Raw genomic sequence first — 26,764 nt, forward strand, 5'->3', positions numbered from 1 at the left:
GGGGCGCCGTAGGCATAAACGGTCGCGTTAAGTATTTGCCGCTTGCTTGGGCTTGGATGCCCAAAACAAGCTTCCGCAAAAATAGCGACTCCCCGGCTGATGATTTTAAAAACAACAAAAAACAACGAAATATAGAGAGGTTGGGAATATGCCAATTACCACTACAATGGCGGCTGATAACAGTACGGTTAATATTGCTGTCAGCGGTCGTTTTGACTTTAATCTGCACAAAGATTTCCGTGAGGCCTATAAGCAACAGGACGTAAAGGCCTACGTTATCGATCTGGCGGGTACTGAATATATGGATAGCTCGGCGCTCGGTATGCTCTTGCTGCTACGAGAACATGCTGGCGGTGATAGCAGCGATATCAAGATCATTAACGCCAATCCAGAAATCAGCAAGATCCTCACTATCTCAAATTTCCATCGTCTCTTTAACGTCAGCTAACAACGGGAGTAGTCCCGTTGTGGAAGGCTCGACAAATGGAGCTTCGTCACCAGACGAGGCTCCGCCTCTCAAGATTCTGATTGTCGATGATGACCAGACCAACCGTCTGGTCCTTGAGGCAATTCTCAAAAAGTACGGTTTTCAAATTCTTGCCGCCGATGATGGCAGTAGCGCGGTGACGCTGTTTAAACAGCAGCAACCCGATCTGGTGTTGATGGATGTGATGATGCCGATCATGGACGGTTACGAAGCGACGCGCCAGATCAAGGCGATATCGGTTGACCGATTTGTACCGATTATCTTTCTAACCGCACTCAACGATGAGAAGGCGCTGGCAGAGTGTGTTAGTTGCGGGGGCGATGATTTTCTGACTAAACCCTACAACCACGTCATCCTCAAAGCGAAGATCGATGCGCTGATGCGCATGCGTGAGCTTTATATCGAAGTTAAGGCGCAGAAGGATGAACTCAGTTATCACCACGAGCGTCTGAGACGCGAACATGAAATCGCTGAGCGAGTCTTCGCCAACGTAATCAAACCGACGGCCTTCTCGGTTCCCAATATCAAACACATGCTCTCCCCGATGGCGATGGCCAATGGCGATATGCTGCTGGTAGGGCAGAAACCCTCCTCGGACTACCACTATCTGTTGGGGGATTTCACCGGTCATGGACTTTCAGCCGCAATTGGTGCGTTGCCGGTCTCCGATATCTTCTACACCATGACCCGCAAGGGATTCCATATCAGTGATATCGCGGCTGAGATCAATCGCAAACTCAAGCTGATTCTGCCAACCGGAATGTTCTTTGCCGCTTGTCTGGTTGAGTTTGATCACAAGAAAGGGGCGGTATCGATATGGAATGGTGGTATTCCCGATCTGCTGCTCTGTGACGAGAAGGGAATTACACGCAAAGTGGCTGCGCAGCATCTTCCGCTTGGTGTGTTAAATGATGGACAGTTTGATCGAGCGATGGATCGATTCGAGGTCGTGGGTGAAAACCGTATCTATATCTACTCGGACGGTATCATTGAATCGACCAATGAAGCGGGTGAGATGTTTGGTCAGCAACGTTTTGATGCCGCATTTACTTCTACCCGTGATCCATCCTCATGGTTTGAGACGATACAGGCATCACTGGAGCAGTTCCGGGGGAGTGCTCCACAGAGTGATGACCTGACGCTGTTGGAAATTCACTGCAATGCGGTTGAGAACGCCTTGGCGGGGACCAAGCAACCTGCAGTTGTCCATGCAACGGCAGAGGCTTCCGAGTGGGGCTTTGTTGTTGAGTTGGGCGCATCGGCGCTACGCATGCTCGATCCAAAACCGATGTTGACCCAGATGTTGGTCGATATTCAGGGGCTTGAGGAGCATCGTGAACGACTCTATATGGTGTTGACTGAGCTCTATGCCAATGCACTTGAACACGGTCTTTTAAAACTCGATTCGGCGTTGAAGCGAACCGAGAATGGCTTTATTGAGTACTACACAAAACGTGAAGCAGCCCTGCTGTCGTTGGAGGAGGGGTGGATCAAAATCGATATCTCCCATCAACCTGATGAGACAGGCGGTCGATTGACCATCCGACTCGAAGATAGTGGGGATGGTTTTAGTGTGGATGATGCACCGGCGGCGCTTGAGGGGAATCTGGCGCTGTGCGGCCGGGGTGTCGAACTGGTTAGATCGCTCTGTGAGACGGTGACCTACCATGGAAATGGAAACTGTGTTGAAGCGATTTATAAGTGGGAGGGGTGACCCACTCTCTCAATAGCTGAACAATATTATGGAAGTGCTCTTCCATCACTTTGCCTGGATATAAGATGTCTCTAAGAATAAAAATAACATTGCCAATCCTGCTGCTCGGCATTCTCTTTACGCTCTACTTTAACTACATCTGGAAAGCGGGCCACCTGGCGGAGGCGCGTAAACACAACGTTGAAGAGTCGCAGCGAGAACTGACTGAGTTTGCAAAGATGGTCGGTGGGCTGGTTGATCAAGAGGATGACGAAGAGCTCAGCTCGATCCTTGATGATATTCACGCCGCACACTCACTATGGGTAGAGCTGGGTGTTCGCTGGAGTGGTGGGCGCACAGTTACCTCTAACTTCAGTCGCCCTGCAGTGGCTGATTCCAGTCTGATCTATCGACAACAGACTGCTGTAGAAGGGGGGCATGCTGGTCAGCCACAGCTGTTCGCCGTTCTGGATCTGTCGGCCACCCATGAAGAGCGACACTACGAAGAGTTGCTCTGGTCTCTATTGAGCATCCTTTTGCTCTTTGCCGTCGTTTCGTTACTACTGCTTGAGTGGTTGGTGCGTAGACCTGTTGAGGGGTTGGTTACGGCGGCTCAATCTGTTGCAGATGGAAATTTTGAGAGCCTTCTACCAAGATCGAGAAATGATGAGGTCGGCGGGCTGATTCATCACTTCGATGTGATGCGGCAGTCACTGAAGAGTCAGTCAACTCAGCTGGCAGAGGAGATCGAAGGACACCGTCGAGCCGAGGTTAAGATTGAGCATGACTACCACGCGCAGCGGGTACTCAGTTCAATATTGAGGATCTCCCTGGAACCGACCAAGCTCGAAGAGCTGCTCGGCTGCACGCTCGATCTGTTAATGACCGTACCCTGGCTCGATATTGAGGCGAAGGGGTGTATGTTTCTCGCCGATGAGAAGGCGGATACGCTGCATATGGTTGCCCAACGTGGTCTCTCTGAAGAGATACGAGGACTCTGTTCAACGCTGCCGGTTGGAAAGTGTATCTGCGGTCAGGCCGCAGAACGGCGAGAGATCTTCTGTGTTACTCACGTCGATGAGCGGCATGAGATTCGGCCAGAGGGGATTCACGATCACGGTCACCTCTGTGTGCCGATCATGATCGAAGATCATCTGCTTGGAATTATTAATCTCTACACCATGGCGGGTGTCGAGGCGAGTGTCGATACCATCGATCTGCTCAGCTCAGTCTCCAATACACTCGCCAGTGTAATTCAGCGCATGCGCGCCACCCATGCGCTTGAAGATGCGCAGCAGGCACTCGAGCAGCGAGTAATCGAACGAACCTCTGAACTTGAGACTGCCAATGATCAGCTGCTCAATGAGATGGTGATTCGAAATGACGCAGAGGAGCAGGCGAAGCGCTCTATTGCAGAGTTAGAGACGCAGAAGTTTGCCCTCGATCAACACTCGATTGTGGGTATTGCTGATCGTGAAGGGCGTATCTCCTACGCTAATGACCTCTTCTGTGCGATCAGTAAATATTCACGTGACGAGCTGATCGGTGAAGATCACCGGATTCTCAACTCGGGTTATCACTCCTCATCCTTTTTTAAAGAGATGTGGCTGACCATCACGCGTGGAGAAGTGTGGCGTGGTGAGATTAGAAATCAAAATAAAGAGGGCAATTACTACTGGGTCGACACTACTATTGTCCCGTTCATGGATGATAGCGGTCGCCCCTATCAGTTTGTCTCGATCAGAACTGATATCACTGAACGCAAACGTACCCTGTGGCAGCAGCAGGCACGTCAGGAGCGTCTACGCGAACACCAGACGGCACTGCTGGGTCTGACAAAGGGGATTTCGCACGAAGAGGTCAGTCTGGATGTCTCGATCGAGCGGGTGGCGCAGGTTCTGCTCAAAACGCTCAATGTTGCCCGCGTCAGTATCTGGTTCTTCGATAGCAGCGAGAGTCGCCTCTACGGTAAGGCCTATTACTGTGCAGGCAATGAACATCTCGATAGTGATGCAGAGAGTCTAATGAGAAGCCGCTATCCCAGCTTCTTTAATGCCCTTGAGGAGCGACATCTTTTTGTGGCCTCTGCGGTGCAGAGCGATCATGTCTTTGCTGAGATCTACAACGACTGTTTTGCTGCGCACGATGTGCAGTCAGTTATCGGAGCCACGATCCGACAAAGTGGTGATGTGGTCGGTGTGCTATTTGCGGAACACTGTGGTGAGGAGCGTTACTGGCACACCGATGAGCAGGGTTTTGTGAATAACATTGCCGATATGGTGACAGTGGCGCTTGAGCAGGCAGCACGAATCGAGACTGAAAATGCACTCAAGCTTGCCAGAGATACAGCGGTACAGGCATCGAAAGTGAAATCGGAATTTCTCGCGGCGATGAGCCACGAGATTCGCACACCGATGAATGGCGTGCTCGGTATGCTTGGTCTGCTCGAAGATACGGAGCTCAATAATGAGCAGGGTAACTACGTCTCTACCGCCAACGGTTCAGCGCAGACGCTGCTGACGCTGCTCAACGATATTCTTGATTTCTCCAAGCTTGAAGCGGGGCGCGTTGAGCTCGAGGCGATTGAGTTCGACCTGTTCCAGCTCTGTGGTGATGTGTGTGATCTGGCCGCCGGTAACGCCTATAACAAGGGACTGGAAATCACCTGCGATATCGATGAACAGGTGCCTGAGTTTGTGGTGGCCGATCCAACCCGTCTGCGCCAGGTTATTACCAATCTATTGGGTAATGCCGTCAAATTTACCAGTGAAGGTGAGATTCGATTCAAGGTGGCCGTGCAGTCAAAAGAGGGCAGTCGTCTGCGCTTGAGGTTTGATGTGCACGATACCGGTATCGGTGTTGATGCAACGGCTCGAGGTCAGATTTTCGGTGCCTTCTCACAGGCAGATGGGTCAACCTCTCGCAAGTATGGTGGCACCGGTCTGGGGCTGAGTATCAGCAAACAGCTGGTCGATGCCATGGGTGGTGAGATCGATGTCGATTCAATTCCGGGAGAGGGGAGTGACTTCTGGTTTGCCATCGATGTCGAACTGGGCGGTGGGCTGAGACCCTCAATTTGTGATAGCTGTCTGAGAGATGTGAAGGTGCTGATCGCCGATAGCCACCCACACAGCAGCGCTGTTATCGCCACCTACCTTGATCAGATGGGAGCAGATTTTGAGATCGTAGAGGGTGCCGAATCACTGGTTGAAACAGTCGATAACTCAGAGGGTAGGCAGCAGTTTGAGATTGCGATTATCGATGCTGCAATCTCACAGCAGTTGCCGGTGGAGGAGCTGCCAGGGCTGAAAAGCATTGCCGCCTCAATCATCTGTCTGGCGAGGGCTGGGCAGATTAAGGATGATGACTGCAGACGTCTTGCGCACAGCGCCACGCTGATTAAACCGGTTGGCCCAAGACGATTGGCCGATGTGGTTGATGAGGTGATACATGTCGATACTGATCCACACGCGCAGTTAGTTGCTGTCGATAGCCAGGCGTCTGTGCGCAAGGATCGTATCCTGGTGGTCGATGATAATCAGGTCAATCAACGTGTCGCCGTTTCGATTCTCAGCAAACTCGGTTTTCAGGCCGATGTGGTCGATAACGGTCGTAAAGCTGTGGAAGCCTCTGCTGAGGGAGGTTACGACCTGATCTTGATGGATTGCCAGATGCCAGAGATGGATGGCTATGAGGCCTCTGGTGAGATCCGCAAGCTGGCCGGCAGTGCTGCAAATACGACTATTGTGGCGATGACGGCACACGTGCTCGAGGGCGAGCGTGAGCGTTGTATTGAGGCCGGAATGGATGACTATATCTCCAAGCCGATTCAGGTTGCTCTGTTGGGCGAACTCCTCCAGCATTGGTTGGGTGAGGGCGAGCAGCTGGAGGCGGCTGAGAGTGTTGAGACTGTGAGCAAGGAGGGGGTCGATCCTGCAGTTGTTGCAGAGTTACGCAATATGATGGGCGATGAGGCGCTAGGGAGTTTGGCAACCATCTTCCTGGACGATATGGCACTACGTATCGATGAGATGACCTCGGCACTGAACGATTCGAATCCAGATTCGTTCATCCTGGCGGCGCACACCCTCAAGGGGAGCAGTAGCAATGTTGGTGCCAGAGAGTTGTTCAATTTCTGTCAGCAGATCGAGACCGACGTCCGGGCTGATGGACTTGATGCCATAAAAGAGTCATTCGACCAGATTCTCGATATCTCAGAACGGGTTCGTTCAGGGCTGAACGAGGCTGTGGCGGCGGAGTAACCGTTCTCGAACAGTCGCCGGTGGTGAGCAGAGATAATCGTTGAACAGCGTTTTATCGGTGATGAGATGTTGAAACGGATGGCCTGCTGGTGACGGCCGCCAGCTACGACACCCTTGAGGCAGCACCGGGTGAATCTGACCGTGATCCGTGAGCACGTGCCATCGAAAACCAGCGACGGCTAGTGACTCGCAGTCGTAGACTGGGCGAATACTGTGGTGTAGCTGATTGCGTGGTCCTGATCGAGGCCAATAGTGTAGAGAGGTAGGCGTAGCCACCCTCGTAGCAACTTGGCATCAATTAGCAATACCGCCCCTTCAGTCGCTGTATGGTCTGTAACAGCTCATTACAGGTCGTCTGTAGTGGCGTACTCCAGCACCTCTCCCCGACTTCGTTATAGATCCTCCCATCTATCATTGTCCCGGCTGTCAGCCGCTATTCTGGGAGGGGCGTCATTCGTGACCTATGCGTGGGCATCTCAAACGTTGGAACGCGGGTCATTTCAACGTTTGCTGAATAGCCCCAAAAGGGGGGCTGGATCATGCATCGGCACGCCAAATCGGGTATCCTTCCGCCCTTGATTCGATCCACCTGTGCCAATAACCGGATCTCCGGTGCGGTTTGAGGTGAGATCGTCCCATCCATTTTCGGGCCAGTAGCCCATGAGTGAGCCAACAGGGGTAGATATGTTCAGCAAAGAGATGACGATCAGCGGCTATGACGATGAACTGTGGTCTGCGATGCAGGGTGAGGAGTGCCGTCAGGAGGAGCATATCGAACTGATCGCCTCTGAGAACTACGCCAGCCCGCGTGTGATGCAGGCGCAGGGCTCTGCACTGACCAATAAGTACGCTGAGGGCTACCCGGAGAAGCGCTACTACGGCGGTTGTGAGTATGTCGATATCGCCGAGCAGCTCGCCATTGATCGCGTCAAGAAACTATTCGATGCCGACTACGCCAACGTCCAGCCCCACTCCGGTTCTCAGGCCAATGCGGCGGTCTACATGGCACTGGTGCAGCCGGGCGATACCATCCTTGGTATGTCGCTGGCCCACGGTGGTCACCTCACCCACGGCGCTAAGCCCAACTTCTCCGGCAAGATCTACAATGCCATTCAGTATGGACTGAATCCCGAGACCGGAGAGATCGATTACGACGAGGTAGTGGCGTTGGCGCGTGAGCACCAGCCGAAAATGATCGTCGCTGGCTTCTCGGCCTATTCACGCGTGATCGACTGGCAGCGTTTCCGTGACATCGCCGATGAGGTGGGTGCCTATCTCTTCGTCGACATGGCCCACGTCGCCGGCCTGATCGCGGCAGGTGTCTACCCCAGCCCGGTCGGTATTGCCGACGTCACCACCTCCACCACCCACAAGACCCTGCGCGGTCCGCGTGGCGGCATTATCCTCGCCAAGTCGAATCCCGAGATTGAGAAGAAACTCAACTCACTGGTCTTCCCCGGCACACAGGGTGGTCCGCTGATGCACGTGATCGCCGCCAAGGCGGTCGCTTTCAAGGAGGCACTGGAGCCGGAGTTCAAAAGCTATCAGGAGCAGGTGGTGGTCAATGCCCGTGAGATGGCCAAGGTCTTCATCGAACGCGGTTACGATGTCGTCTCCGGCGGCACCGACAACCACCTCTTCCTGGTCAGCTTCATCAAGTCTGGCCTCACCGGTAAGGAGGTCGATGGCTGGCTCGGTAGCGCTAATATCACCGTCAACATGAATGCCGTACCGAATGATCCGCAGTCGCCCTTCGTCACCAGCGGTATCCGTATCGGTACCCCGGCGGTCACTACCCGTGGCTTCAGCGCTGAGGATTGCCACAAACTGGCGAGCTGGATGTGCGATGTGATCGACGCGCGTGGTGATGGCGATGTGATTGGCCACGTGAAGAACGAAGTGCTGGCGATCTGCAAACGTCTGCCGGTCTACGCCTGAGCCGTTCCGGACTGAAGTCGTTAAACCATGCGTTGTCCCTTCTGCGGTGAAGATGAGACCAAGGTGATTGATTCACGCCTCGCTGGCGAGGGTGATCAGATCCGACGTCGTCGCGCCTGTCAGGCCTGTAACGAACGTTTCACCACCTATGAGAAGGCGGAGCTGCTGCTGCCGCGCATCATCAAGAGCGACGGTGTGCGTGAACCCTACGATGAGCAGAAGCTGCGCCGCGGCATGATGCATGCGCTGGAAAAACGCCCAGTCGAGGCCGATCGAGTCGAGGATGCGATTCATCATGTCGAGCAGCAGCTGCGTGGCAGTGGTGAGCGCGAGGTGAGTAGTCGTCAGGTTGGCGATTGGGTGATGGAGGAGCTGCGTGCACTTGATCAGGTTGCCTATGTCCGGTTCGCCTCAATCTACCGTAGCTTTGAGGATGTGAACGCCTTCCGTGAAGAGATCGATCGTCTCGAGCAGACCCCTTCACCGGAACTGAAAAAACACCAGCTCGACCTGCCGATGGGGAACAAGAAGTAGTGGTATCTGTAGAAGATCGTCAGTTTATGGCGCGCGCGATCGAACTCGCTGCGCGCGGCCGTTACACCACTCCACCCAATCCGTGTGTCGGCTGCGTGATTGTACAGAGTGGTGAGGTGGTCGGTGAGGGTTGGCATCAGCGCGCTGGTGAGGACCATGCCGAGATCAACGCACTCAAGAGTGCTGGTAGTGCGGCCGGGGGCGCGACTGCCTACGTCACGCTCGAACCCTGCTCACACCACGGCCGCACGCCACCCTGTAGTCAGGCTCTGATCAAGGCGGGGGTTGCCCGTGTTGTGGTCGCTATGGAAGACCCCAATCCTCAGGTGGCAGGCAGTGGACTCAACGAGCTACGCGAGGCCGGTATCACGGTTGAGAGCGGCGTACTGAGTGGAGAGGCTGAGGCGCTCAATCCCGGTTTTGTAAAACGCATGCGTGAGGGCAGACCGCTGGTACGTAGCAAGTTGGCGATGAGTCTCGATGGACGTACCGCGATGGCCTCGGGTGAGAGTGTCTGGATTACCGGTAGCGATGCGCGTCGTGATGTGCACCGCATGCGTGCTGCCAGCTGCGCGATTGTGACCGGTGTCGGTACGGTTCTGGCCGATGACCCCTCGTTGAATGTTCGTCTTGAAGAGGATGAGTATGAGGGTGAGCTGCGCCAGCCGCTGCGTGTGGTGCTCGATCCACGCCTGAGCACCCCGGTCGATGCCAAGATGTTGAAGTTACCAGGGCGCACGCTGATTGTTACTGCCTGTGATGATGAGGAGCAGGTCGAACTACTCAACGCGGCAGGTGCCGATGTGCTGGTGCTGCCAGCGCGCGAGGATGCGATCGATCTACCTGAGCTGATGCGTCAGCTGGCGGCACTCGAGATCAACGAGGTGATGCTGGAGACCGGTGCTACCCTGAGTGGTGCGATGCTGCAGGCGGGGCTGATCGACGAGATGGTTGTCTACGTGGCACCGCATCTGATGGGTAACAGCGCACGGGGTCTTTTCCACCTGCCGGGGCTTGAGCAGATGGACCAGCGGATCGATCTTAAGATCGACGATATTCGCGCAGTGGGCGACGACTGGCGTATCACCGCGCGGCCCACAGTTAACTGAGTCTGAACAGCAGATATGTTTACAGGTATCATAGAGGCGATCGGCGAAGTGGCCGCAATGGAGCGCAGGGGTGATGATCTGCGCCTGCGCATCAATAGTGGTGCGCTCGATCTGGCGGATCTCAAGTTGGGCGACAGCGTTGCCACCAACGGTGTCTGCCTAACGGTGATCGATCTACCGGGTGATGGTTACTGGGCCGATGTCTCGGCTGAGACCCTTACCTGCAGCAACTACGACCAGCTCAAGGTCGGCACACGCTGTAATCTTGAGAAGGCGATGACTCCGACCACGCGTCTAGGCGGTCATCTGGTTAGCGGCCATGTCGATGGTGTGGGTGAGGTGTTATCGCGCTGGGACGAGGGGCGCTCGGTGCGTTTTAGAATTTGCGCACCTGCAGCGTTGGCTAAGTTTATCGCGGCCAAGGGTTCGATCACCATTAACGGGGTCAGCCTGACGGTGAATAACGTCGATGGCAGTGAGTTTGAACTCAACATCGTGCCGCATACCCTGCAGGAGACGACGCTGCAGGAGATGCGTGGCGGTAGTCGACTCAATCTCGAGGTGGATGTGATTGCACGCTATCTGGAACGGCTGCTACAGGGTGAACAGGCAGCCGAGAAACAGAGTGGTGGATTAGGGCGCGATTTTCTCGCGGCACACGGTTTTTTAGGTGGCGGTGCTTAACTACCGTCAACACAACTTGGAAAAGTAGATGAAGCTCAATAGCATTGAAGAGATCCTCGAAGATCTCGCCCAGGGCAAGATGGTCATCATGATGGATGACGAGGATCGTGAGAATGAGGGTGACCTGATCATGGCCTCCTCAATGACACGCCCCGAGGATATCAACTTCATGGCTCGCTACGGTCGTGGTCTGATCTGTCTGACCCTGACCCGTGAACGCTGCCAGCAGCTCAACCTGCCGTTGATGGTCTCCGATACCAACGATAAACACGGTACCAATTTCACCGTCTCGATTGAGGCGGCAGAAGGGGTGACCACCGGTATCTCCGCCTATGATCGTGCCCTGACGGTACGCAAGGCGGTAGCGCCCGATGCCAAGGCGGCCGATATCGTACAGCCGGGTCACATCTTCCCGCTGATGGCGGTGCCGGGTGGTGTACTCAATCGCGCCGGTCATACCGAGGCGGGTTGTGATCTGATGCGTCTGGCAGGACTCGAGCCCTCCGGTGTAATCGTTGAGATCCTCAACGAGGATGGCACCATGGCACGCCGACCCGACCTGGAGGTGTTTGCCAAGGAGCACGATCTGAAGATCGGCACCGTTGCCGACCTGATCCACTACCGGATTGAGAACGAGAAGACCATTGAGCGGGTCGCCGAGTGCGATCTGCCGACCGAGAACGGCAAGTTCCGTCTCTACGCGTATACCGATGGTATCGACAACCAGCTTCACCACGCGATGGTACTGGGTGAGGTTAAGCAGGATGAACCGACTCTGGTGCGTGTGCATCTGGCCGATGCAATCTGCGATATTCCTGGTACCAATCATCCCGATTGTGGTTGGCCGCTCAGTGATGTGCTGGAGCGTATCGGTAAGGAGGGGGCGGGTATCGCTGTCCTGCTGAGCAAGAAGGACGATCCACGCGATCTGGTGCGTAGAATGCGTAACTATGATCTAGCTGACCGCGGTGGTGAGCAGATTCAGCATGAGACCAATCCCGATCTGCGTACCTACGGCATCGGAGCACAGATCCTTGCCGATCTCGGTGTACACAAGATGCGTGTAATGAGCGCGCCGAAGAAGATGCACGGTATCTCTGGCTTCGATCTCGAAGTGGTTGAGTACGTCAGTGGCGATCACGATTAATTGAATTTGATAAACAGGTTCTGTCGCGAGATGGGATGTTGGGGGAGATAGAGATGAGCACAATCAAGACAACCGAGGGCAACCTCAATGTACGCAACGCACGTTTTGCGCTGCTGGTGGCACGCTTTAACAGCTTTGTCGTTGAGCATCTGCTCGAGGGTGCGATCGATACCCTCAAGCGCCACGGTGCTGAGGATGGCGATTTGCATATCGTGCGTGTACCGGGTGCCTTTGAGATGCCGGTTGCTGCAAAACGTCTTGCCGCAAGCAAGCAGTACGACGGCATCATCGCCCTCGGTGCGGTAATTCGTGGCGGCACCCCCCACTTCGACTACGTCGCCGGTGAGTGCACCAAGGGGCTCTCAGTGGTCTCTCTCGACTATGATATTCCGGTCGCCTTCGGTGTGCTGACTGTCGATACCATTGAGCAGGCGATCGAGCGCTCCGGCACCAAGGCGGGTAATAAGGGTGCCGAAGCTGCGATGTCGACCATTGAGATGGTCAACGTTCTGCGCAACCTGGAAAGTTGATTCGATGAGCGCGGGCGACTCCCGCAAGAACAGCGGTACCAAGGCGCGCGCCCGTGCGCGCCGCATTGCCGTGCAGGCGCTCTATCAGTGGCATATGACCGGTCAGAACATTGCCGCGATCGAAAGCCAGTTTATTGTCGAGCAGGATTTCAGTCGTGTGGATAAGGAGTACTTCTCCGATCTGCTGCACGGTGTACCGACGACCCTCGATCAGATCGATGAAAAGCTGGCACCGGCACTGCATCGTGGTATCGAAGAGGTCGATCCGGTCGAGCGGGCGATTCTGCGTCTTGGTACCTATGAGCTGCTGAAACGCATTGATATCCCTTACAAGGTTGTGATCAACGAGTCGGTGGAGCTGGCAAAGACGTTCGGCGCCGATCAGGGCCATAAGTTCATTAATGGTGTGCTCGATAAGGTAGCCAAAACGTTACGTGCTGCCGAGGTAGCGGCGAAAAAAGGCTGATTCCAGCCGCACTCTTCGTCCTCAATCGGAATGCCTCTCTCCGAATTCCAGTTAATCCAACACTACTTCCAGGCGCATGCTGCCGGGCGTGACGATGTTGTGCTCGGCATTGGTGATGATGCGGCGCTGGTCACTCCGCACCCCGATTGCGAACTGGTACTGGCGATCGATACCCTGGTTGCCGGTGTTCACTTCCCGCTCGATACCGATGCAGCCGATATCGGTTACAAGCTGCTCGCCGTCAATCTCAGTGACCTCGCCGCTATGGGGGCTGAGCCGAGTTGGATGACACTTGCACTGACACTGCCCGAGTCAGATCCACAGTGGCTGGAAAAATTTAGTCAGGGACTATTTGAACTGGCCGATCAATACGGCGTCGCCATTATCGGTGGTGATACTACCCGTGGTCCACTGACCCTATCGCTGCAGGCTCACGGCCAGCTACCAGGCGGTTCTGCGCTTCAGCGCAGTGGTGCACGACCCGGCGATAGTGTGTTTGTGACTGGAGTTCTGGGAGGAGCGGCTATTGCGTTAGCGGCGCTTCAGGGCGAGTTTGAACTTTCACCCGATGAGATGGATCACTGTCGTGCTCGACTCGATCGTCCCACACCGCGATTGGCGGTAGGGCAGGCGCTGCGTGGTATCGCCACGGCGGCCATCGATATCTCGGATGGGTTGATGGCCGATCTAGGACACATTGCTGGGCAGAGTGGGGTAGGGGCAGAGATCGTGGCCGATCAGCTGCCTCTTGATGTCATTGAGTCCGCATCTCTCTCTGCAGAGCGACATCGACAGCTGGCGTTGACGGTGGGAGATGACTACGAACTCTGCTTCACCGCACCGGATTCTGCGATTGAGAAGATCAGAGCGATCGCGTTCAGCAGCGATTGTTCGATTACTGAGATCGGTAAAATCACAGCGTCAGAGAGTGTACGGGTTGTAGATTGGCAGGGTAAACCCATTGAATTGCAGCTAGATGGCTATCAACACTTTCCGGAGCAGAAGTAGTGGCGCGACCCCCGTGACCCCATTTAGAAACCTGACCCATCTGCTCGCCTGTGGCTTTGGCAGTGGTGCAGCACCTGTTGCCCCTGGCACCTTCGGTACCGTGGCGGCAATTCCGATCTACCTGTTGATGTTGCAGCTCGATGCAAACCTCTACCTGTTGCTGACGGCAGCGCTGTTTCTGGTTGGAATCCCGATCTGTACCCGAACCGCTGATGATCTTGGTGTACACGATCATCCCGGTATCGTCTGGGATGAGATCGTCGGTTATCTGGTGACGATGATTGCAGCACCGCCTGGTTGGCTCTGGATGGTGGTCGGTTTTGTTCTGTTCCGAATTTTCGACATCCTCAAGCCGTGGCCGATTCGTACCATCGACAGAAAGGTAGCGGGCGGTCTAGGCATCATGCTTGATGATCTACTAGCCGGGCTATTCAGTCTGTTGTTACTGCAGCTAGCCGCCTACTACTTGATCTAGCCGATGTCTTTCTCACGTCTGCTTCAGTGGATGAGGCCGGTGGCTGAATTTGGCATGTGGTTCATACCGAACCTACTCAGAGTGGCGCGACCGAGCTCTCGGTGAAGTTGATGGTGCCCGCCTCACCAGCGGTAACCACCACGTCGGTGGTTCCGTAGAAACCCATCAACTCAGAGTCGTTTTGGTCGGGTTCATCGAGCTGCGCACTGCAGGTGGCCGTAACGGTGTAGCTGTTGGGTTCCAGATAGGGAATGGTAAAGCTGTAGTTACCGCTGCTGACATCGAGATCAACATTAACGGTAATGATTGGATCGGGTGCCTCGTCACCATCGACAGCGAGATCGTCAATAACGGCAGCGGGCCCCTGGAAGAGGTAGATCGCGTAGACGGCATCCTCGGCGCAACGTTCGGTCGGTATCAGTGTTGGATCGATGGTGCCGCTGATTATCCCCGAATCGGGCGTTGCCACACTACGAAGTGTAGGCCTTAGTTTGTAATCGGTTCCAGAGCTGGGCATATGGATCGATTTTCGCAGATCGAAGTCGATGGTCAGATCGACCGACATTCCCTCAGGTACTTCAAAACTTCGGTTCAGCTTTAGGCCTGTCTGCGCCCCGCTGGGTATGTCGAGTTCATACTGGTTGCCACCAATCACGATCGCTGACCGCCATGGATAGCGAAGCGAAGGCGGTTAGTCCGCGATAGTCGACGCCGTCTGCCTATTCGTAGTTGAGAGCGCGAGCGAACGACGCTTCCGCAAAAATAGCGACTCCCCGAGTAGGAGTCGAAGATGTTGTCGGCCTCGGCGTTGATCATCAGTCGAATCCAGCTGTATTGACCAGCAGGCAGGCTCTCTCCATCAAGCAGTAGGTCACGAAGGCCACCCTGTAACGCCAGTAGGTCGATGCTTCTTGGGGCGTCGTATGTAATCGAGATCAGTTCCCCCGATTCAGGTTGAATCTCCACACCGGTGAACTCGATGATGACCGACTCTGCGCCATCGACGGGGGCATCGGTAATACCAAGAGTCATACTGCCAGCGGCGGCGCTGTTACCTGAACTACTACCGCTATTGCAGCCAGTCAGTAATAGCATTGAAAAGGTGGCAGCAAGGGTGGCTAGTTTGTAATTGGTTTTGAACATGGTGACTCCCGCTTGAGTGCTTATCTAGTCTGTCAGAAGAGACTCTAGCGAGAAGAGACCGCAGAAGATGGGGGATGGGTCACGTCTGTGGTGTGCATGGTTCACAAACCCAGCTTTGATAGGGCTGGTGGTAACTGGTTAGTCGAGCCAGCGAATCAGATAGAAGAGACGCAACCCTTCGGATGAGCGAAAAGGGCCGCGCACACAGGCGGGGTAGCGTTTTTGGTTCGCGTCAGCGCTATCCATCGCTGTGGACTCGCTAGGGAAGAGTTCGACGGTATTCTCCGGGTAACGATCGCGTTTGCGGCGCGGTGCGTAGATGACGGCGAAGTGTTCAGCGAGATGCTCATCTCTAAAGTTTTTATCGGCTTCTTCAGGAGTACTCATCTTGCTTACCTTGTTGTAATTAATAGAGAAAATCAGTAGGACGTCTGATGATTCACAGTTATGGGCCTATCAATCCAATTACCCCCTGGGGGTATAGTTACGCCCTAGTGTGACGGGTATAATGGCGTTTTCCAAATAATCGATGCCAGCCAATTGGCTGCGCCCGAATAACTCAAACAAGACAAAGACATAATCGTTATGGAACAGATCCTCGAAATCCGTGACGGCTGTAGCACGCCTGCACAGCTGCTCAAGAGCCTCGCCTTTGCCAAGTACCTCAACATCTACAAGATGGAGTTCATTCGTGAGCTGCAGGGACGCGATGAGCGCCAACGCTCTGAGGCGCAACAGAAGATTGGTTTTATCGAACATGTTGGCATTACTGAGATCGTAGCGCTGCTTGATGAGCCTGCACCGACGGATTCAGAGCAGCTGGAGAAGGCGAGGGCGCTAGTACGTTTTCTAGATGGCGCCTATCACCACTTCCGCAGTACTGCCTACTCGCGTCTGGTACGTCTGCAGAACGCCGTTGTCTCAAGCGGTTCTGAAACACCCGATACCGTTAAAGACAAAGTCACCGAGAAGAGCCAGGCACTCTCCGACCTGATTCTTGAAACGCGCCGTCAGCTGATGCAGAAGGTAGGGCTCGAGGTTGGTGTTCGTCGTACCTGGGGTATGGATGCAACTCCCAACGTAACCGCTGGCGAGATTTCGGGTCACTATCTCAATCTACCTGCCGATTACACTTCACTGGCCCATGTGCCACTGACCATCGCAGCCGATATCAAAACCGGTGTCGACTACTCAACCCCCTCGAACAAACGTGCCAATCCTTTCTACGAGCTCGACTACAACCCCTTCAACGAAAGTAATTTTGTTGCCAAGGAGTGGGTATCAGTGCCGTTGCAGGTAGGTCGTTCGCTTATCGTTGCCTATATCAATAAGTCACGTGGCTCGATTGAGATGGAACCAGGTCTGCTTAATCTCTTCCCCTTCGCCAGTATTGATGAGATCAAGAGTAACCGCCGTCCCGACGGTATCTTCATCTTCGGTGATCCCAATGCGGGTGATAACGACCTCGGTTACTTCTGGGATGAGAAGAACCAGATGCTGATCGGCATGGTGCCCGATCGCGATGAGCTGAAGTATTTTGGCTATTCGAAGAAGCCGATTCTGACCCTGCACAATGTGCTCGCGATCCGTAATGGCGAGATGCCGCTGCATTGCGGTTGTACGCGTAACGTGGTCCGTTTTGATGGCGAGGGTGAGCCCTATATTGCTGAAATGGTGGTTAAGGCCGACGACATGGGCCGAGTAGCGCTGGAGAAGGGCGATGATAACCTGGCCCGTTTGATGTTCTTTGGTACCGAGACCGGAGCCTTTGCCTGTCTGGATGGTTTTAGTGAGCACGCCAAGACCAAGATGATTGGACAGGAGGTCGGCTACAACAAGGAGACGGGTTCAAACGCCCGCCAGATTGTGCCGGTAACCGATGAGGCTGAGGTAGCGCAGGGGCATGTGCTCGATGCGCTGCTCTATATGAATAATTTCGCTCTTATAGAAGAGGGTGAGTGCACTGTCGATACTAATATGTCGGTAGAGACGGCGATTGAACATTTCCGCCTTGGTGAGCGTGTGGCAGCGGGTAGCACCAAGACCCATCGCGGTGCCAAGGAGAGTAGCTACTGGGCCAACCCCTTCCCACTGCTGGTCGATAACGATGGCACCGTGCTGCATCCCGATCTCTACGAGAAGTACAAAGAGAATGAGGGGCAGTTTATTGGCGAGATGAAGGCGCTGGCCGATCGTGGCGAGATGCGCGTCGGTGTCGCCCACAGTCAGCTGATGGCGGGTGTCTACAGTGGCAACAGTGACGAGGATCTGACGCGCTGTGGCTATGGCGATCGTGATGATGTTGAGCAGGTCGCTCCAGTGCGTCTTGGTCAGGATCTGATCCATCTGATCAAGCAGTGTGGTCGAGAGAAACGAGATCGTCTGGGTGGTAACGTTGAGGAGGTCAATATTACCATCGCGCTGGTCGGTGATAGCCGTACCGGTAAGTCTGAGACCGCAGAGAAGATGGAAGGCATTCTCAGTCTCTCGCTGATCTAATGCAGCAGCAGGGCTAATAATTTCAGCCTGAAAAAAACGCTGGCAACTGCCGGCGTTTTTTTTGCCGCACTATTTGAGTGTGGAGATGACCGCTCGGCGCGTGCGTGGCCCGTCAAACTCGGCCAGATAGATCCCCTGCCACGTTCCCAATAGCAGTCGACCCTGAGCTACCGGAATAGTGAGCGAGCAACCCGTCATGATGCTGCGCAGATGTGCGGCGGTGTTGCCCTCTGCATGACGGTCAGCTGGATCGTGCCAGGGCACCAGTTTTTCGAAACGTCGCAGCAGATCACCGACTACGTCCGGGTCGGCGTTCTCATTGATAAAGAGCCCGCAGGTGGTGTGCTCGACAAAGAGATGTACCACGCCATCATCAACACCCAGCTTTCGCTGACCGCCATGGATAGCGAAGCGAAGGCGGTTAGTCCGCGATAGTCGACGCCGTCTGCCTATTCGTAGTTGAGAGCGAGAGCGAACGACGAAACAAACTCTCGCAAAAATAGCGACTCCCCTAGATATATTGGCATTTACCTCACGGGTGATTTCGACCATCGACTGGTGGGCGGGTGTGGTGATGCTAATCGTCTGGTGCGTCATATCTAAACTCCAATTCAACTTTTCGATACTCTACCTGTCAGAGTGTTTGACCGGCAAGATGGCGCAATAGCGATGATGACACCATAATGAATGGCAATGGCACAAAGGAGATGTAGAGTGTTTAGAGTGATAGGAATAGCTGTTTTGCTGGCCTCTCTAACTGCACCGGCGATAGCCGTCGAGAAGCTGCAGGTAATGGGGCTGTTCAAGAATAAAGCGGTGATGAAGATCGATGGTAAGCGAAGAGTGCTCTCTGTCGGTAGTGAGTCCCCAGAGGGTGTGCGCCTGATCTCGGCGGATAGTCAGTTTGCGGTGGTCGAGATTGATGGAAAAGAGAGCCGTTTGCCGCTTGGAAACGAGGTCGGAGCCAACTATGCCTCGGCCGTACCGAGTGAGGTGATTATTGCCATCGATAACGCCGGTATGTACCGCACCACTGGCAGTATTAATGGTCAGATGGTCGACTTTCTCGCCGATACTGGAGCTTCAGCCGTGGCGCTGAATGCAAACGACGCACGACGTCTGGGAATCGATTTCAGGCTGCACGGTACCGAGGCGCGCGTTAGTACCGCTTCAGGCATCGAACGGGCTTACCACCTTAAATTGAGTAGTGTGAAGGTAGGGGCTATCGAGTTGAATGATGTCGACGCGATGGTGCTTGAGGGGGACTTTCCTACGGAGGCACTGTTGGGAATGTCGTTTCTGGGGCAGCTAACCGTGGTAAACGAGAACGGCATGATGAAGCTGCGCAAGCGCTTCTAATTCGCGCTGAGCAGACTAAGGAGTCTTGCTTATACGGGGTCTGCAGCCTTATCGCGTTCGATCAGTGCGTAGGCGGAGTGGTTGTGGATCGACTCGAAGTTCTCCGACTCGACCACATAGTAGTTGATGCGCTCATCGGCATTCAGACGGGCCGCCACATCACGGACCATATCCTCGACGAACTTTGGGTTGTCGTAGGCACGCTCGGTAACAAACTTCTCATCAGGGCGTTTCAGTAGACCAAACAGCTCGCAGGAGGCCTCCTGCTCGACCAGCTCGATCACCTCTTCGATCCACATGAACTGACTAGTACGCACATTGACGGTGACGTGTGAGCGCTGATTGTGGGCGCCGCGCTCAGAGATCTTCTTCGAACAGGGGCAGAGGCTGGTGACCGGCACAACAACCTTGATGTTGGTGTCGATCTTGCCGTCGTGAATCTCACCGATCAGGGTGACATCGTAATCGAGCAGGCTCTGTACACCGGAGATAGGCGCGGTCTTGTTGATGAAGTAGGGGAAGTTCATCTCGATGTGACCAGAACCCGCCTCTAGTAGCTCAACCATCTCGCTTAACATCGTCTCGAACGACTCCACGCTGATCTCACGATCCTGATGGTTGAGAATCTCAACGAAGCGTGACATGTGGGTGCCCTTGAAGTTATGGGGCAGGTTCACATACATGTTGAAGTTGGCGATGGTGTGCTGATCGCCTTCAGAGCGGTCCTTGACCCGAATAGGGTGGCGAATGTCCTTGATGCCGACCTTATTGATCGCAATCTGGCGGGTATCTGCGCTGTTCTGTACGTCAGCGATCGGCTTTGCACTCTGGTTCATCAATACTAATCCTCTGTGTAGCGCACACTGGCGCGGTCAGTTTCCCACAGGGTTACTGCGCTGATCTTGACGCGATCGTCGTTGATCAGGGTTGCTAATTCCTGAAAGAAGTAGGCCGCAAGATTCTCGGCCGTAGGGTTGATACGATCGAACGGTTCGACCTCGTTGAGATAGTGGTGATCAAGACGATCGCCGACTTCAGCGGCGGCACGCTTGATCACCTTGAAATCGATTCCCATCCCGACACTGTCCAATGCATGCGCAACCACCTCGACCTCAACCTTCCAGTTGTGGCCGTGGAGACGGCGGCAGTCACCCGGATAGTCGCGCAGCGAGTGTGCTGAAGCGAACTCCGTAAGGACCTTAAGTGTGTAACGGGGTGTCATCGAAATCCTAGAAAATAACTCGGTTATTGCTGGCTGGCGCTGATTTTAGCAGTAGCGTCGGAAAGCTGCACCTCTATAGTGTGGGCGATTCCGGCTGAATCAAGTCCACAGTCGGCCAGAAGCTCCTCACGAGAGCCGTGATCGACAAAGGTGTCTGGCAGGCCGAGCTGCAGCAGCGGGCGTTCAACGCCGTGGGCTGCCAGGGCTTCGGCGACGGCGCTACCTGCACCGCCAGCTACGGCATTATCTTCAACCGTAACCAGCAGCTGATGATTGGCTGAGACGCGTAGCACCATCTCCTCATCAAGCGGTTTCACAAAGCGCATATTGATAACGGTTGCGTTGAATTGGTCAGCGGCGACTAACGCCTGTTCAAGCAGGGTGCCGAAACAGAAGATCGCAACCCCTTTTCCTTCCCGTACCAGCTCGGCCTTGCCGATCGGCAGAGGCTCAAGCCCGGAGTCGATGGTAACGCCGGGACCGCGTCCGCGTGGGTAGCGAACTGCGGCGGGTCCGTTATGGCGGTAGCCGGTAGAGAGCATCTGACGACATTCGTTCTCGTTGGATGGGGCCATCACCACCATGTTGGGAATACAGCGCAGGTAACTCAGATCGAAGCTGCCAGCGTGTGTTGGGCCGTCAGGGCCGACCAGACCGGCGCGGTCGATAGCAAAGAGCACCGGCAGGTTCTGCAGTGCCACGTCATGGATCAGCTGATCGTAGGCGCGCTGCAGGAAGGTGGAGTAGATCGCTACGACTGGTTTGATCCCCTCGCAGGCGAGGCCTGCGGCGAGGGTGACGGCATGCTGCTCAGCAATGCCGACATCGAAGTAGCGATCTGGAAAACGTTCGGAGAATTCGACCAGCCCCGAACCTTCTCGCATCGCGGGGGTAATGCCGACCAGATCACTACTCGTTTCAGCCATGTCACAGAGCCACTGCCCGAACACCTCGGTGTAGCTGGGAGAGGCGCCTGGTGTGTTGTCGATGGTGTCGCAATCGGGATCAAATTTGCCAACACCGTGATAGCCGCAGGGGTTGTCCTCGGCAGGGGTGTAGCCCTTGCCCTTGCGCGTGACGATATGTAGGAACTGCGGCCCCTTGCGTGAGCTCAGGTTGCTCAGCGTCTGGACCAGTGTCGACATGTCGTGACCATCGATCGGGCCGATGTAGTTGAATCCAAGCTCCTCGAAGAGGGTGCCGGGAACGACCATTCCCTTCATATGCTCCTCGGCACGACGGGCAATCTCCCACACCGGTGGCACGTGCTCGAGCACCTTTTTGCTGCCCTCGCGGACCGAGGAGTAGAAGCGCCCTGAGAGCAGGCGGGCGAGGTAGTTCGACATGCCACCCACATTGGGAGAGATCGACATGTCGTTGTCGTTGAGGATCACCAGCAGATTGGCGTCGAGATCACCTGCATGGTTGAGCGCCTCGAAGGCCTCGCCGGCAGTCATCGCACCGTCACCTATAACGGCTATAACCTTGCGTTCACTCTGCTGCTGGGCGGCGGCGATTGCCATGCCGAGTGCGGCGCTGATTGAGGTGCTGGAGTGGCCGACGCCGAAGGTGTCGTAGGGGCTCTCTTCGCGTTTGGGGAAGCCAGCCAGGCCACCTTTCTGGCGTAGTGTCGGCATCGCTTTACGGCGGCCGGTGAGAATCTTGTGTGGATAGCTCTGGTGGCCAACATCCCAGACCAGGCGGTCTTCAGGGGTGTTGAAGACGTAGTGGAGGGCGATGGTGAGCTCGACCGTGCCCAGACCGGAGGCGAGATGTCCCCCGGTCTGGCTGACCGATTCGATCAGAAAGGCGCGTAGCTCCTCGGCCAGTTCTGGTAGACGGGCGTCATCAAGCGCCCGCAATTCGGCAGGGGTCTCGATCGTCTCCAGTAGGGGGTAGCGGCTGTCAGCGCTCATGAAAGGTCATTTCTTTAGGGAAAGCGCTCAATTATCGGTTGCACACCGCTCTGTTGCAAGGAAATCTATCTGATTGGGTAATAAATAGTGCTACAAATCAGGGGGCTACTTGACCAGTGCGGAGATCGCCTTGAACTGTTCATGACGCGCATCACGCAGCCACTCAAACAGTACCGATTCGGTGTTGGTGATCACCACGCCCGCTTCGCGCATGCGCGCGGCGGCATTGGCGTGGTTGCTCTCGACGCGTGAGCAGATCGCATCCTCTACCACAAAGACCTGTAACCCAGCGCGGGTGAAGGCGAGTGCGGTCTGCAGTACGCAGATATGCGCCTCCATTCCGGCCAGGATTAGCTGTCGACGACCGCTATCGATCACAGCGCTGCGGATTGTCTCCGAGGCCTCGCAGGAGAAGCAGCTCTTATCGAGTATCTGTCGCTCACCGCTGAGCCCATCGAGAAGCTCCGCTTCAGTATGGCCCAGCCCCTTCGGATACTGTTCACTGATCAGCTGTGGGACTTCGAGTAGAGTGGCGGCCGCAAGCAGACGACGACTGTTGTCGATGACGCGGCGGTGTGATGCCTCGGGCATTGCACTGGCGAGACGTGGCTGGATATCGATGATGGTCAGCAGGCTCTGGCCGCTGTCGCACAACAGGGTCTGGGACATGGGGACTCCGAATGGTTGCTGGGTTAGCTGACCCGATCAACAATATATTTGGCGAGTTCTCTAAGCAGATCAGCACCTTCGCCGAAGGGCTCCAGTGCTTGCAGTGCATCGTTGCGTAGATCGACGGCACGTTCCTTGGCACCGTCCAGCCCGAGCAGTGCGGGATAGGTCGGTTTGTTGAGTGCGATATCGGCGCCCTGTGTCTTGCCGATGGTTTCGGTGTCGCCCTCAATATCGAGAATGTCGTCACGAATCTGGAAGGCGAGGCCGATGCACTTGGCGTAGTGGTCGAGTCGCTCCAGCTGATTCGATGTGATCTGGTCGCTGCAGAGTGCACCGAGTTTGACGCTGGCGCGAATCAGTGCGCCGGTCTTGTGGATATGCATATCCTCGAGTTGGGCGATATCCATGGTTTCACCCACTGCGGCCAGATCGATGGCCTGGCCGCCAGCCATACCGCGTGAACCGGAGGCGAGGGCCAGGCTCTCGATCATGCCAATACGACGGCTGCCATCTTCATCAATGGAATGGTTGTGGGCGATGATGTGGAAGGCAAGGGTCTGTAGGGCATCACCGGCCAGAATTGCGGTGGCCTCATCGAACGCCTTATGACAGGTCGGTTTGCCGCGGCGCAGATCGTCATCGTCCATTGCTGGCAGGTCGTCATGGACCAGCGAATAGGCGTGGATCAGTTCGACGGCAGAGGCGGCAATATCGAGACGTTCACTATCGTTATTGAGTGCGCGCCCGGTAGCGTAGACCAGCGCTGGACGCACGCGCTTACCGCCGTTGAAAACGGAGTAGCGCATCGCCTCATGCAGCTGGGCAGGGTGGATCGACGCAGCAGGTAACAGCTGGCCGAGGGCGGTATCAACCCGCTGGCGAGCCTCGGTGAGGAACTCTGCAAGCATGCTGTCTACTCCTTATCTTCACTGAAGGGCTCAAGCTCCGTCTCACCCTCTCTCTGCAGTAGGATCTCGACTTTCTGTTCGGCTTCTTTTAGCTGCGTCTGGCAGGTTCGGGTCAGTTCGATGCCGCGTTCAAAGTCCTTGAGTGACTCTTCCAGGGTCGTTTCACCAGATTCCATCTTCTCTACCAGCTGCTCAAGTTCCTCAAGTGCAGTCTCGAAACCGGGTGTTTTGCTCTTTTTGCGGGTCATCTCTCTGCCGTCGCTGCTCACAAATTTCGAGCTACGTTACCGTAGCGTGCTGGGAGGGGTCAATCGGATGGATAGGTAATACTAGTAGGTATGTTTGATGTAGAGAGCAATGTGCCAGGGTGACGATTTTCTCCGTAGTGCATTGTGATGAGGCGATCATCTGTACTCAGGATTATCGACAAGGGAAGAAAACAGGTTGGATTTGGAATAAATCTATTTCGTAATACCCAATTATAGCGATGGTAGGGCATTTCCCAATTATTTTTGGTCGGCAACTTATTGATAATTGCCTGTGGCATTACTGAATTGCATGTGAATTTTTCGAAACAATTGCAATAACCATGATTTACATCATGCAAACCGGAATAGATGGCAAATGTTGTCTATAAAGTAATGTATACCCGTGTCGATATAGACACTATGCATTGGTACCACATTGTAAGCACTGACCATCGGGGAGTCGCTATTTTTGCGGAAGCTTGTTTTGGGCATCCAAGCCCAAGCAAGCGGCAAATACTTAACGCGACCGTTTATGCCTACGGCGCCCCGCCTTCGCTTCGCTATCCATGGCGGTCAGCGGAGGAGGGTGGTGGACGATGTGGTTTGTCGAATTTCAGCCCTATCGTATTGAGTAGAATAGCTGCGGTTGGGGTGGCAAAGTTTTCAGAAATTGTGTGGAGAAGCAACAATGGCGTCTTCCAAGGGTAACTTTTTTTCGAATCTGCAAATCAGACACAAATTGTGGGCTGGATTTGGTCTTGTATTAGCGATTCTGGTAATTGTCGGTCTGGGTGTCTTTCCTAGCCTGGTAAACACTGAGCAGAAGACAGGTAGCATGGTGCTTGAGCGCCAACCAGCCGCAGCTGCAGCTCAGGAGCTTGCTCACCGTCTTGAGAGAAGCCTCTCTGCGCTTGGTTTCTATCTGCTCGGTAAAGAAGAGAAGCATAAGCAGAATTATCTTGAAGGCCTCAAGAAGCTCGCCGAAGAGTTGGAAATTCTTAAAACCAATCAGCTGGTCACCAGTGATCCTGAACTCAGTGAACTACTCATCAATATTGATAAGGATGTTGCTGCCTTCGCCGCAGTGCGTGATCGAATGATTACCTTGGCTACCACCGATTCACAGAACTTTCCCGGAATTGCATTTGCCGGAGAGGCTATCAATCCCGTCAACAGACAAATTCAATCGCTACTGAGCGAAATGATTCTCTCGGAGGAGGGCGAAGAGGTTTCGGAAGAGCGTCGTGCACTCCTGATTGAGCTTGGCAATCTCCGTAATACCTGGACCGGTGTGATTAATGGTGTACGTGCCTACCTCGCTTTCAGGAGTAAAGGTGCTATTGATGAGGCTACTCTTTATCTCGAAACCACCGGCTCAATTGCCAAACGCCTGCAGGAGGAGTGTGCCGATATGCTCACTTTTGAGCAGGAGGACGGATTGGCTCAGTTCATCGAACTGCGTGAACAGGTCGTGGCCAGTCTCAAACAGCTGGAGAAGATTCACGGTGGCAAGCGTTGGCGCACCGATGCCTATCTGATTAACACCTCAGTTAATGAGATGCTGGAGCGAATTGACGGCAATGTTGACGCACTGGTTAATCGTCTTCGTGAGGATAATGAGCGCACTGGTAGTGAGCTACTGGCTGACGTGGAGGGCACCAAGGCATTCTTGATTACGCTGCTCCTGGTTGGGTTGCTATTGGGTGTTTTGATTGCCTTCCTGATGGCGCGCTCAATCTGTCGTCCTATTCAGAGTGCTGTGGTCGCGATGGAAGATATCGCCAAGGGTGAGGGTGATCTCAGCTCAAGACTGCAGCTCAATATTGGGGGGGAGCTGGGCCAACTATCTGACGCGTTTAATCTCTTTATAGAAAAAATTCACACGCTGACCGCCATGGATAGCGAAGCGAAGGCGGTTAGTCCGCGATAGTCGACGCCGTCTGCCTATTCGTAGTTGAGAGCGCGAGCGAACGACGATTGGGCTTGGATGCCCAAAACAAACTCTCGCAAAAATAGCGACTCCCCTAATGTGGTTGCTCGCGTATCGAGTTCTACCGGTCAGCTAGTCTCTGTTGCAGACCAGATGACCCATGTGGTGGCCGAGTCTAAAGAGGGTGCCAATCAGCAGCAGATGAAGATTGAGCAGGTGGCGACCGCAATGAATGAGATGGCTGCCACGGTCGATGAGGTGGCGCGCAGTGCATCAGTTGCTGCAGATACGGCTTCAGAGGCCGATAACTCTGCTAGTGGTGGTCGCAAGGTGGTTGCTGAGACGATTAGTGAGATTAACAGTCTTGCTGATGAGGTTAGTCGTGCCTCAGGCATCATTAATAAGCTAGAGGCTGAGAGTCAGGAGATCGGCACGGTCGCTGACCGCCATGGATAGCGAAGCGAAGGCGGTTAGTCCGCGATAGTCGACGCCGTCTGCCTATTCGTAGTTGAGAGCGGGAGCGAACGACGAAGA

At 54.7% G+C, this 26,764-nt stretch carries 26 protein-coding genes; 16 read left to right on the top strand and 10 right to left on the bottom strand.

Going from position 1 to position 26,764, the window contains the following annotated elements; all coding sequences use genetic code 11:
- Positions 1-148 precede the first annotated feature (148 nt).
- The 12 genes from BOW52_RS14015 (at position 149) to BOW52_RS14070 (ending at position 14,333) form a co-directional block, all read left to right on the top strand.
- A complete protein-coding gene (locus tag BOW52_RS14015) occupies positions 149-448 on the top strand; it encodes an STAS domain-containing protein (RefSeq protein WP_078484706.1) in 300 nt (99 codons plus the stop codon).
- 19 nt (positions 449-467) lie between these two features.
- Entirely contained in the window at positions 468-2,201 is a 1,734-nt protein-coding gene (locus BOW52_RS14020) for an ATP-binding SpoIIE family protein phosphatase (RefSeq protein ID WP_172840358.1), read from the top strand.
- Positions 2,202-2,266: 65 nt separating this feature from the next.
- A complete protein-coding gene (locus BOW52_RS14025) occupies positions 2,267-6,442 on the top strand; it encodes a response regulator (RefSeq protein ID WP_078484708.1) in 4,176 nt (1,391 codons plus the stop codon).
- A gap of 684 nt (positions 6,443-7,126) precedes the next feature.
- Entirely contained in the window at positions 7,127-8,380 is a 1,254-nt protein-coding gene (glyA, locus tag BOW52_RS14030; protein WP_078484709.1) for a serine hydroxymethyltransferase, read from the top strand.
- 27 nt (positions 8,381-8,407) lie between these two features.
- On the top strand, positions 8,408-8,914 hold the full coding sequence (gene nrdR / locus BOW52_RS14035; protein WP_078484710.1) for a transcriptional regulator NrdR: 507 nt from the start codon (positions 8,408-8,410) through the stop codon (positions 8,912-8,914).
- A complete protein-coding gene (gene ribD, locus BOW52_RS14040) occupies positions 8,914-10,023 on the top strand; it encodes a bifunctional diaminohydroxyphosphoribosylaminopyrimidine deaminase/5-amino-6-(5-phosphoribosylamino)uracil reductase RibD (RefSeq protein WP_269087665.1) in 1,110 nt (369 codons plus the stop codon). Before nrdR ends, ribD begins: the two co-directional genes overlap by 1 nt.
- A gap of 15 nt (positions 10,024-10,038) precedes the next feature.
- Entirely contained in the window at positions 10,039-10,707 is a 669-nt protein-coding gene (locus BOW52_RS14045; RefSeq protein ID WP_078484711.1) for a riboflavin synthase, read from the top strand.
- A 28-nt stretch (positions 10,708-10,735) separates the two neighbouring features.
- Positions 10,736-11,854: a bifunctional 3,4-dihydroxy-2-butanone-4-phosphate synthase/GTP cyclohydrolase II gene (gene ribBA, locus BOW52_RS14050; RefSeq protein ID WP_078484712.1), complete on the top strand. Its 1,119-nt coding sequence runs from the start codon at positions 10,736-10,738 to the stop codon at positions 11,852-11,854.
- Positions 11,855-11,907: 53 nt separating this feature from the next.
- Positions 11,908-12,384 carry a 6,7-dimethyl-8-ribityllumazine synthase gene (ribH, locus tag BOW52_RS14055; RefSeq protein WP_078484713.1) on the top strand — a complete coding sequence of 159 codons (477 nt, stop codon included), beginning with the start codon at positions 11,908-11,910 and terminating at the stop codon, positions 12,382-12,384.
- A 4-nt stretch (positions 12,385-12,388) separates the two neighbouring features.
- The gene (nusB, locus tag BOW52_RS14060) at positions 12,389-12,850 is read left to right on the top strand and encodes a transcription antitermination factor NusB (RefSeq protein WP_078484714.1); all 462 of its coding nucleotides are present in this window, start codon (positions 12,389-12,391) and stop codon (positions 12,848-12,850) included.
- 30 nt (positions 12,851-12,880) lie between these two features.
- On the top strand, positions 12,881-13,858 hold the full coding sequence (gene thiL, locus BOW52_RS14065; RefSeq protein ID WP_078484715.1) for a thiamine-phosphate kinase: 978 nt from the start codon (positions 12,881-12,883) through the stop codon (positions 13,856-13,858).
- Positions 13,827-14,333, top strand: coding sequence for a phosphatidylglycerophosphatase A family protein (locus tag BOW52_RS14070; protein ID WP_078484716.1), 507 nt, complete (start codon positions 13,827-13,829; stop codon positions 14,331-14,333). Before thiL ends, BOW52_RS14070 begins: the two co-directional genes overlap by 32 nt.
- A gap of 76 nt (positions 14,334-14,409) precedes the next feature.
- On the opposite strand, the gene BOW52_RS14075 is transcribed toward BOW52_RS14070, so the two are convergent.
- From BOW52_RS14075 to BOW52_RS14085, 3 genes are all read right to left on the bottom strand, one after another.
- Positions 14,410-14,988, bottom strand: coding sequence for a DUF4382 domain-containing protein (locus BOW52_RS14075; protein WP_172840359.1), 579 nt, complete (start codon positions 14,986-14,988; stop codon positions 14,410-14,412).
- The gene (locus BOW52_RS14080) at positions 14,985-15,476 is read right to left on the bottom strand and encodes a DUF4382 domain-containing protein (protein WP_078484718.1); all 492 of its coding nucleotides are present in this window, start codon (positions 15,474-15,476) and stop codon (positions 14,985-14,987) included. Before BOW52_RS14080 ends, BOW52_RS14075 begins: the two co-directional genes overlap by 4 nt.
- Positions 15,477-15,614: 138 nt before the next feature.
- Positions 15,615-15,863, bottom strand: coding sequence for a hypothetical protein (locus BOW52_RS14085; RefSeq protein WP_078484719.1), 249 nt, complete (start codon positions 15,861-15,863; stop codon positions 15,615-15,617).
- Between the two features lie 198 nt (positions 15,864-16,061).
- On the opposite strand from BOW52_RS14085, the gene BOW52_RS14090 reads away from it, so the two are divergent.
- Positions 16,062-17,975 (top strand): hypothetical protein, encoded by a 1,914-nt coding sequence (locus BOW52_RS14090; RefSeq protein WP_078484720.1) that lies wholly within the window; start codon positions 16,062-16,064, stop codon positions 17,973-17,975.
- A gap of 69 nt (positions 17,976-18,044) precedes the next feature.
- Here BOW52_RS14090 and BOW52_RS14095 read toward each other — a convergent pair whose 3' ends face one another.
- The gene (locus BOW52_RS14095) at positions 18,045-18,572 is read right to left on the bottom strand and encodes a secondary thiamine-phosphate synthase enzyme YjbQ (RefSeq protein WP_236725759.1); all 528 of its coding nucleotides are present in this window, start codon (positions 18,570-18,572) and stop codon (positions 18,045-18,047) included.
- A gap of 117 nt (positions 18,573-18,689) precedes the next feature.
- Between BOW52_RS14095 and BOW52_RS14100 the strand changes: the two genes are divergently transcribed.
- The gene (locus tag BOW52_RS14100; RefSeq protein WP_172840360.1) at positions 18,690-19,334 is read left to right on the top strand and encodes a retropepsin-like aspartic protease family protein; all 645 of its coding nucleotides are present in this window, start codon (positions 18,690-18,692) and stop codon (positions 19,332-19,334) included.
- Between the two features lie 29 nt (positions 19,335-19,363).
- On the opposite strand, the gene folE2 is transcribed toward BOW52_RS14100, so the two are convergent.
- From folE2 to xseB, 6 genes are all read right to left on the bottom strand, one after another.
- Positions 19,364-20,170, bottom strand: coding sequence for a GTP cyclohydrolase FolE2 (gene folE2 / locus BOW52_RS14105; RefSeq protein WP_078484731.1), 807 nt, complete (start codon positions 20,168-20,170; stop codon positions 19,364-19,366).
- A gap of 5 nt (positions 20,171-20,175) precedes the next feature.
- Complete coding sequence (gene queD / locus BOW52_RS14110; RefSeq protein ID WP_078484722.1) at positions 20,176-20,556, bottom strand: 6-carboxytetrahydropterin synthase QueD; 381 nt, start codon at positions 20,554-20,556, stop codon at positions 20,176-20,178.
- A 23-nt stretch (positions 20,557-20,579) separates the two neighbouring features.
- The gene (gene dxs / locus BOW52_RS14115) at positions 20,580-22,472 is read right to left on the bottom strand and encodes a 1-deoxy-D-xylulose-5-phosphate synthase (protein ID WP_078484723.1); all 1,893 of its coding nucleotides are present in this window, start codon (positions 22,470-22,472) and stop codon (positions 20,580-20,582) included.
- Between the two features lie 105 nt (positions 22,473-22,577).
- Positions 22,578-23,141: a hydrolase gene (locus BOW52_RS14120; protein ID WP_078484724.1), complete on the bottom strand. Its 564-nt coding sequence runs from the start codon at positions 23,139-23,141 to the stop codon at positions 22,578-22,580.
- A 23-nt stretch (positions 23,142-23,164) separates the two neighbouring features.
- Positions 23,165-24,052, bottom strand: a complete 888-nt coding sequence (gene ispA, locus BOW52_RS14125) for a (2E,6E)-farnesyl diphosphate synthase (RefSeq protein WP_078484725.1) — start codon at positions 24,050-24,052, stop codon at positions 23,165-23,167.
- A 5-nt stretch (positions 24,053-24,057) separates the two neighbouring features.
- Positions 24,058-24,300 carry an exodeoxyribonuclease VII small subunit gene (gene xseB / locus BOW52_RS14130; protein WP_078484726.1) on the bottom strand — a complete coding sequence of 81 codons (243 nt, stop codon included), beginning with the start codon at positions 24,298-24,300 and terminating at the stop codon, positions 24,058-24,060.
- Between the two features lie 688 nt (positions 24,301-24,988).
- Between xseB and BOW52_RS14135 the strand changes: the two genes are divergently transcribed.
- Both BOW52_RS14135 and BOW52_RS14140 read left to right on the top strand, forming a co-directional pair.
- Complete coding sequence (locus BOW52_RS14135; protein WP_078484727.1) at positions 24,989-26,230, top strand: HAMP domain-containing protein; 1,242 nt, start codon at positions 24,989-24,991, stop codon at positions 26,228-26,230.
- Between the two features lie 57 nt (positions 26,231-26,287).
- Entirely contained in the window at positions 26,288-26,686 is a 399-nt protein-coding gene (locus BOW52_RS14140) for a methyl-accepting chemotaxis protein (protein WP_135622450.1), read from the top strand.
- The last annotated feature ends 78 nt before the right edge of the window (positions 26,687-26,764 follow it).

Source organism: Solemya pervernicosa gill symbiont (assembly GCF_002020875.1).
Classification (GTDB): Bacteria; Pseudomonadota; Gammaproteobacteria.